At 40.7% G+C, this 1,136-nt stretch carries 1 protein-coding gene and 1 pseudogene; both read left to right on the top strand.

Annotated elements, in window-relative coordinates:
• A partial coding sequence (locus tag ACNPNW_RS06355; RefSeq protein ID WP_448766761.1) for an IS1 family transposase occupies positions 1-293 on the top strand: 293 nt, incomplete at its 5' end.
• A gap of 216 nt (positions 294-509) precedes the next feature.
• Positions 510-1,136: pseudogene (locus ACNPNW_RS06350) on the top strand (hypothetical protein); the annotation flags it as partial.

Genomic DNA, 1,136 nt, shown 5'->3' with positions numbered 1-1,136 from the left:
GGGGTAAGCGGGATTTAGCAACGGTTCAACGTCTTAAAGCTAGACTTAAAAAGCTTGGGGTTCAATATGCTCGAATTGCGAGTGATGACTGGGATAGTTTTATCACAGCATTTCAATGTTGCAAGCAAGTGATCGGTAAGTTTTTTACCGTCGGTATTGAAGGTAACAATTGTAGAATTCGTCATCGAATCAGGCGTGGATTTAGGAGAAGTTGCAACTTTTCTAAAAAGCTCGAAAATCATTTTAAAGCCTTTGATTTGACTTTCTTTTACCTTAATAACGGATTTGTTTAACGCCAGCATACTTTTTGAAACACCACCGGTATTTTTAATTAAATCTTTATTTTTAAATTATTTAAATTGGGTAAACACGACAACAGATAGGCTATTCCTCTCAGCCCCTACACGACTTAACCGCCCATCTTTTACAAGTGTATAGAAATAGATTAAAACAAAGGCGCTTTAAAAACAAAAATAGCGCATTTCAAAAATATTACTCAAGGAACGGTCATGGCTTCTAAACTTTTAAGCTTGATAAAAACAAAAGTGAGTCCTGTTTTAACCGTCGAAACCCAAACGAAGAGCTTATTGGGCGGCTTATTCGGTGGAACGACATCAGGTACCCTCACCAATCTTATTGGCAATCTCACCGGATCCAATACTCAACCTTCTGTCAGCTCATTATTAAATAATCTCCTTTCTGGAAGCAGCCTGAGTACGACAAATCTCAGCAATTTATTAACTCAGTTTTCTGGTTCGAATGCCTCAAGTTTAAATATTCAAAGCCTGATCAGTAGCTTAACCCAATCCAATGGCGGTAGCTTTAATATTACCCAGATCACCAACTTATTAAAGAGCTTAATGGGGAGCAATAGCAGCAGCCTGGATCTTGAGGCTATTTCTCAACTGGTAGGCGGCTTATTGGGCGGCAGTACGGGCAATATTGATATTGGTAAAATTTCTCAACTGGTCGGTGGCCTGATCGGCGGTTCAAGTAATATTGATATTGGTGCGATTGCAGGGCTGGTCGGTAACCTGATTGGCGGGAATGGCGAGATTGATATCGCACAAATTGCTGAATTGGTCGGTGGCCTGATCGGTGGTTCTGGCGGATTAGGTGGTGTAGATATCGGTGCC

It is taken from the genome of Acinetobacter endophylla (assembly GCF_053543775.1).
This window is presented reverse-complemented; position numbering and strand designations above follow the sequence as displayed.